This window comes from Haladaptatus sp., from assembly GCF_049589095.1.
GTDB lineage: Archaea > Halobacteriota > Halobacteria > Halobacteriales > Haladaptataceae > Haladaptatus.
The window spans coordinates 1-6,153 of the sequence record NZ_JBAWAC010000371.1; the positions used below are offsets into that span (position 1 = coordinate 1).

General features: G+C 61.4%; 6 protein-coding genes. All 6 read left to right on the forward strand.

Annotation, left to right across the window (positions count from 1 at the left end; all coding sequences use genetic code 11):
* On the forward strand, nucleotides 1–509 hold a 509-nt coding region (locus WBV42_RS11660; protein WP_423986185.1), incomplete at its 5' end, for an IucA/IucC family C-terminal-domain containing protein.
* Entirely contained in the window at nucleotides 506–1,099 is a 594-nt protein-coding gene (locus WBV42_RS11665) for a GNAT family N-acetyltransferase (RefSeq protein WP_423986186.1), read from the forward strand. The genes WBV42_RS11660 and WBV42_RS11665, both read left to right, overlap by 4 nt.
* Nucleotides 1,096–2,502: a lysine N(6)-hydroxylase/L-ornithine N(5)-oxygenase family protein gene (locus tag WBV42_RS11670; protein WP_423986187.1), complete on the forward strand. Its 1,407-nt coding sequence runs from the start codon at nucleotides 1,096–1,098 to the stop codon at nucleotides 2,500–2,502. Before WBV42_RS11665 ends, WBV42_RS11670 begins: the two co-directional genes overlap by 4 nt.
* A 2-nt stretch (nucleotides 2,503–2,504) precedes the next feature.
* Nucleotides 2,505–4,328, forward strand: coding sequence for an IucA/IucC family protein (locus WBV42_RS11675; RefSeq protein ID WP_423986188.1), 1,824 nt, complete (start codon nucleotides 2,505–2,507; stop codon nucleotides 4,326–4,328).
* 233 nt (nucleotides 4,329–4,561) lie between these two features.
* Nucleotides 4,562–5,185, forward strand: coding sequence for an archaellin/type IV pilin N-terminal domain-containing protein (locus tag WBV42_RS11680; RefSeq protein WP_423986189.1), 624 nt, complete (start codon nucleotides 4,562–4,564; stop codon nucleotides 5,183–5,185).
* Between the two features lie 145 nt (nucleotides 5,186–5,330).
* Nucleotides 5,331–6,153, forward strand: an 823-nt coding sequence (locus WBV42_RS11685; RefSeq protein ID WP_423986190.1) for an extracellular solute-binding protein, incomplete at its 3' end; no start/stop codon positions are given.

The window sequence follows — 6,153 nt, forward strand, 5'->3', positions numbered from 1 at the left end:
TCTACTTGACCCACGGTATCGGGCTGGAGGCCCACCAGCAGAACAGCGTGCTGACGCTTGCGGAGGGGTATCCGGACACGTTCCGGTACCGTGACAATCCGGGCTACTACTTTGCAGAATCGACCCAAAGCGACGTCGAGGAGTACCTCCTCGGCGTCGCCGAGCGTGCCGACACGCTCGTTTCCGACGCGCTGGCGGACGAGCGAATCAGGTACTACGTGATGCTGAACAACACGTTCGGCGTCATCAACGCCTTCGGCTGTGCCGGGCTCGCCGACGAGCGCGACCTGCTGGCTATCCTCCGCGAGGAACTGGAATCGCTCGCAGAGTTCGAGCGCGAGGAGTCCTCGTTGGTGACGAGCCTGCTCACCGAGCGCCGACTGCCGTGCAAGGCGAACCTCCTGACACGTTTCCGCGGCATGGACGAACTGACCGGAACGCTCGAAAACCAGTCCGTTTACTCCGAGGTCCCGAACCCGCTCGTGACGGAACTGGAGGGACCACGATGACCGGGGCCGCCGGACTCGTGGCGTCGAACTACGACTACCAGACGCACGACGACGACGCGGAAGCGACCATTTCGTTCCGACAGGCCGAGATGGGGCGCGACCTCGGTCGGCTCCACCGCTGGTTGAACGAACCGCACGTCCTGCCGTACTGGCAGTGGGACGACCCGCTTCCCGAATTCCGCCGGAAACTGGCCGACAAGTTGGCCGACGACCACCAGACGCTCTACGTCGGACACCTCGACCACGTGCCGATGAGCTACTGGGAATCGTACTGGGCCGCGGACGACGGCCTCGCGGAGCACTACGACGCCCGCCCCGCCGACCAAGGCATCCACCTGCTCATCGGCGTGCCGGAATTCCTGGGCCACGGCTACGCGAAGCCCCTCCTTCGGGCGATGATGGCGTTCCAGTTCCGCCACGACGAGACCGACCGGGTCGTGACGGAACCGGACGTTCGGAACGAGAAGGTCATCCGCGTCTTCGAGGCGTGCGGGTTCGAACCTCGACGCGAGTTGTCCCTGGAGGAGAAGGACGCCCTGCTCATGGTCTGTGAGCGCGAGCGGTTCGAGTCGGAGGTGTTGGGCCGATGACCGATACCTACGACGTGGTCGGCGTCGGCCTCGGCCCGTTCAACCTCGGGTTGGCGGCGCTGTTGGACGACACCGACTGCGATGCGCTGTTCTTCGAACAGAAGCCCGAGTTCGAGTGGCACGGCGGCATGCTCATTGAGGATGCGACCCTCGAAGTGCCGTTCCTCGCCGACCTCGTGACGCTCGCCGACCCGACCAGCGAGTACAGCTACCTGAACTACCTTCGGGAGACGGATCGTCTCTACGAGTTCTACTTCTACGAGACGTTTCAGGTTCCGCGGCGGGAGTACGACGACTACTGCAAGTGGGTCGCCGACGCGCTCGAAAGCACGGCGTTCAGCCGCCGGGTGACGGACGTTCGCTACGACGAGGCCGACGAGGTGTTCCACGTCACCGCACGTGACCCCGAAAGCGGCGAAACGGTCGAATGCGAGGCCGACGACGTCGTGGTCGGCGTCGGCAGCGTTCCGCACGTTCCGGAGGCGTTGCAGGGACATCCGGAGTCGGACGTGTTCCACACCGCGAGCTACCTCGACCGGCGGGAGCGCTGTCTCGACGCCGAAGCCATCACGGTCGTCGGGTCGGGCCAGAGTGCCGCCGAGGTGTTCCTCGACCTGCTGAAACGGCAACCCGAGGCGGGTTACCGGCTTGACTGGTTCACGCGTTCGGACGGCTTCTTCCCGATGGAGTACTCGAAACTCGGGCTTCAACACTTCACGCCCGAGTACACCGAGTACTTCTACGACCTCCCACAGGAGCGAAAGGACGCGATCCTGCCCGAACAGGACCTGCTGTACAAGGGAATCGACCCCGAGACGAGCGAGGAGATCTACGACCTGCTGTACGAACGCTCCATCGGCGATTCGGAACCCGACGTGGGAATGCTCGCGATGACCGAGGTGGAGGACATCGAGGAGGCTAGCGACGGCTACCGCCTGACCTGCGAGCAGCGACAGACGGGCGAACGGTTCGCTCACGGGAGCGACGTGGTTGTCCTCGGAACCGGCTATCATCGCCCACAATCACCCTTCCTCTCCGGAATCGAGGACCGAATCGGCCGCGACGCGAAGGGTCGAATTCGCGTCGCCGAGAACTACGAGATCGAGTTCGACGGCGCTGGACGGCTGTTCGTTCAGAACCCCGGACTCCACAGCCACGGCGTCGGCTCACCCGACCTCGGGCTAGGCTGTCAGCGAAACGCCGTCATCATCGAATCGCTCCTCGGCGAGGACCGGTATCCGACCGACGAGGACACCGTCTTTCAGGACTTCTCCGTCGAGCGGTTTTGCGAGAAGTCGCCCGGGAGCGAACGATTGAGCGACGGTGAGCGATTGAACGACGGTGAACGCTCGGACGACGAACGAGCCTCCGACGAGCGGACAGCGACCACACGGGAGGATTGACCATGCAACAGACACCAATTCACGACGCGGACGAGACGAACGGGGTCGAGTACGAACAACTTGAGGACGCGCTTTCCCCCGAAATTTGGGAGAGCGTAGGCCGCCGACTGCTGGCGAAGATGCTGGCCGAGTTCAGCTACGAGGACCTCATCTCACCCCGGAAAACCGAGGACGGGTATCTCCATCTCGGACTATCGGACGGCATCGAATATCGGTTCGAGGCCGACGAACGGCTGTTCGACTGGTCGAGCGTCCATCCCGATTCCATCGAGCGCCGGGAATCCGGCGACTGGGAACCGGCGACGGACCCGGTCGAGTTCCTGCTCGACGCACAGAAGACCATCGGCGTCTCGGACATGACCGCCGGACACTTGGTTCGGGAGTATCGCAACACGATGCTCGCCGACACCCACATCGAGGGGAAAACCCGCGACGGTGAGCGGGACCTCACGTCGCTCGACTACGTGGAACTCGAAGGGGAGATGACGGGGCATCCGTGGATAACCTACAACAAAGGGCGACTCGGTTTCGGCTACGAGGACTACCTCAACTACGCGCCGGAGCGGAAACAGCCCGTAACGCTCTCGTGGCTGGCGGTATCCCGTTCGCGGGCCACCTTCAGCGCCGTGACCGACCTCGACCACGAGTCGCTGGTTCGGGACGAACTCGGTGAGCGCTACGGGAAATTCCGCTCGAAACTGGAGTCCAAGGGGCTCGACCCGGACGACTACTACTTCCTGCCGGTTCACGAATGGCAGTGGGAGGACAGCATCGTCCAACTGTTCGCGGACGAAATCGCATCGAACGCCATCGTCCCGCTGGGTGGCGGTCCGGACGAGTACCTACCCCAGCAGTCGATCCGGACGTTCGTGAACACCGACGAACTGGAGCGCCATCACGTCAAACTGCCGCTCAGAATCCTCAACACGCTCGTCTACCGTGGACTGCCGGGCGAACGAACCGAGGTCGCGCCGATAGTGACGGAGTACATCAAGGGCATCTACGAGGACGACGAGTACCTCCGCGAGGAGTGTGATCTGATCCTCCCCGGCGAGATAGCGGGGCTGAACTACGACCATCCCGATTTCTCACGGCTCGATGGCTCCGCCTACCAGTACGACGAACTGCTCGGTTGCGTGTGGCGCGAGAGCATCTATTCCTTCCTCGACGACGACGAACAGGCCATCACGCTGTCGGCGCTGATGCAGGTCGAGGACGGAACGCCGTACCTCGAATCGCTCGTCGAGAAGTCCGGCCTGTCGATGGAGGAGTGGCTGGATGAACTGTTCTCGACGGTGTTGCCGCCGCTGCTTCACTACCTCTATCGGTACGGAACGGTGTTCTCGCCGCACGGCCAGAACACGATGCTGGTGCTGAAGGAGGGTCGCCCACATCGACTCGCCGTGAAGGACTTCGTGGACGACGTGAACGTCAGCGACCAACCCTTGCCGGAACTCCAGTCGCTTCCGGAGGACCTCTCGAATGTCCTGCGAACCGAACCGCCGGAGGGACTGTGTCAGTTCATCTTCTCCGGACTGTTCGTCTGTGTCTTCCGGTACGTCGCCGATGCGCTGGAGACACATTCGGACTATTCGGAGGAGCAGTTCTGGTTGGGCGTGCGTGATGCCATCGAGGCGTATCAAGCCCAGTTCCCCGAACTCGAGGAGCGATTCGAACTGTTCGACCTGCTCCAACCCGAGTTCACGAAGCTCTGTCTCAACCGAAATCGGTTGCTCGACTACGGCTACGAGGACGCCGACGGTCGCCCGCACGCGTCGGAACACGGGACGGTTCCCAACCCGCTTCACGAAGTGGCGGACGAATAACACGACCGGAACCGAATCGGGATCGGTTTTTGACCCCCGAATAGAAACAACAGAATAAATACTAAATAATCCCTATCTTACTGATTTTGGCATATTCAACGCTCTAAAGGCCCGATTAGAAAATAACAGAAACTAACCTATTTTGTTAGTAAACGAAAAGTTTTAAAAGATTACTGTTATGATAGGCATGCGTGTCCGGTACTCTCCGATACGGCACCGGACAAACGAGAACTATGAAAGACATACTTCAAAAGCGACTCGACGACCGCGGTCAGGTCGGCATCGGGACGCTCATCGTGTTCATCGCGATGGTACTGGTCGCCGCGATTGCGGCGGGCGTGCTCATCAACACGGCGGGTTTCCTCCAATCGAAGTCTCAACAGACAGGACAGGACAGCAGCGCACAGGTCTCCAACTGCGTCGATATCGTCAGCGTGTACGGTAACGTCTCCGGCAGTGGTCATGTCGACCTCGTCAACTTCACCGTCATGCGCGGGTCGGGTTCGGACGACATCAACCTCTCCCAAGCGACGATCGAATGGATCGGCCCGGACAACGCGACGACGCTCGTCGGGAACAACTCCTCGATGGTCGGTAACAAAGTCGTCATCGCTCCGTCGAGCAACGAGTTCGCTATCAGTCCGATCAAGGACACCGATGAGTCGCGTCCCGTCCTCAACAGCCAGGACGACCGACTTCGGCTAACGGTCCCTGCCGACCTGCTCAGCGACGACGGCAACGGACTCTCGGAAGGTCAGACCGCACAGGTGAAGATTACCACCCAGTACGGTGCGACCACGGTCTATCAGGTCTCCATCCCGCAGTCGCTCTCGCAGAAGAAAGCGGTCACGGTCTAACGACCCGCAAGACGAACCGACGTTTCTTTTCCGTCTACTCGACACGCCAGCGACGGCGTTTCGCACGTCACGACCCCCATCGTCGGGAGTGTCAGCTATGCAACCACAACCGTTATATGCTGATCGATATAACGATGTTCCATTCATGGGAAACCGACCGACGATAACGCGGCGACGATTGCTTCGTGGGGTTGGAGCGACAGGCGTTCTCGCACTCGCCGGGTGTACGTCGAGTGACGACAGTGGCGATGGTGGGGGCGACGGGAGCACGAGTTCAGGCGAGACCGATTCGACCGACGGGGGAACTTCGAGCGAGGAAACGACCTCCTCCGACCTGAAGGGCTTCTCGGGGACGATGACCATCTTCCACGCGGGAAGCCTCTCCGCGCCGTTCGACGCTGCCGAGAAGAACGTCGAGTCGAACTACGACGTACAGGTCAATCAGGAGGCGAAGGGGTCGGTCGATTCCACGCGGAAGATCACCAACCTCGGCCGGTCGGCGGACGTGCTCGGTGTGGCTGACTACCGCCTCCTCCGGGACATGATGCTCCCGAAGCACGCGAAGTGGTACGCGGTGTTCGCGACCAACGCCATGACCATCGCCTACACCGACAAATCGACGGGCGCGGACGAAATCTCCGCCGACAACTGGTGGAAGATTCTCGGGCGTGAGGACGTCACGTTCGGTCATTCCGACCCCGCCGCGGACCCGAACGGCTATCGCTCCGTGATGTCGATGAAGCTCGGTGCGATTCCGCTGGACGGCGAGAAACTGTTCGACGAGAGCACGTCGAAGAAACTCATCGACAAGTCCAAGATCCCGTCGAGTACCGAAACGGACCTCCTCAGTCAACTGCACTCGGGTGACCTCGATTACGCGTGGGAGTATCAGTCCACGAGCGCGAGCCACGACGTGAAGACGGTGGACTTACAGCCCTCGGTGGACCTCTCGAAAGCCACGAAGAAGT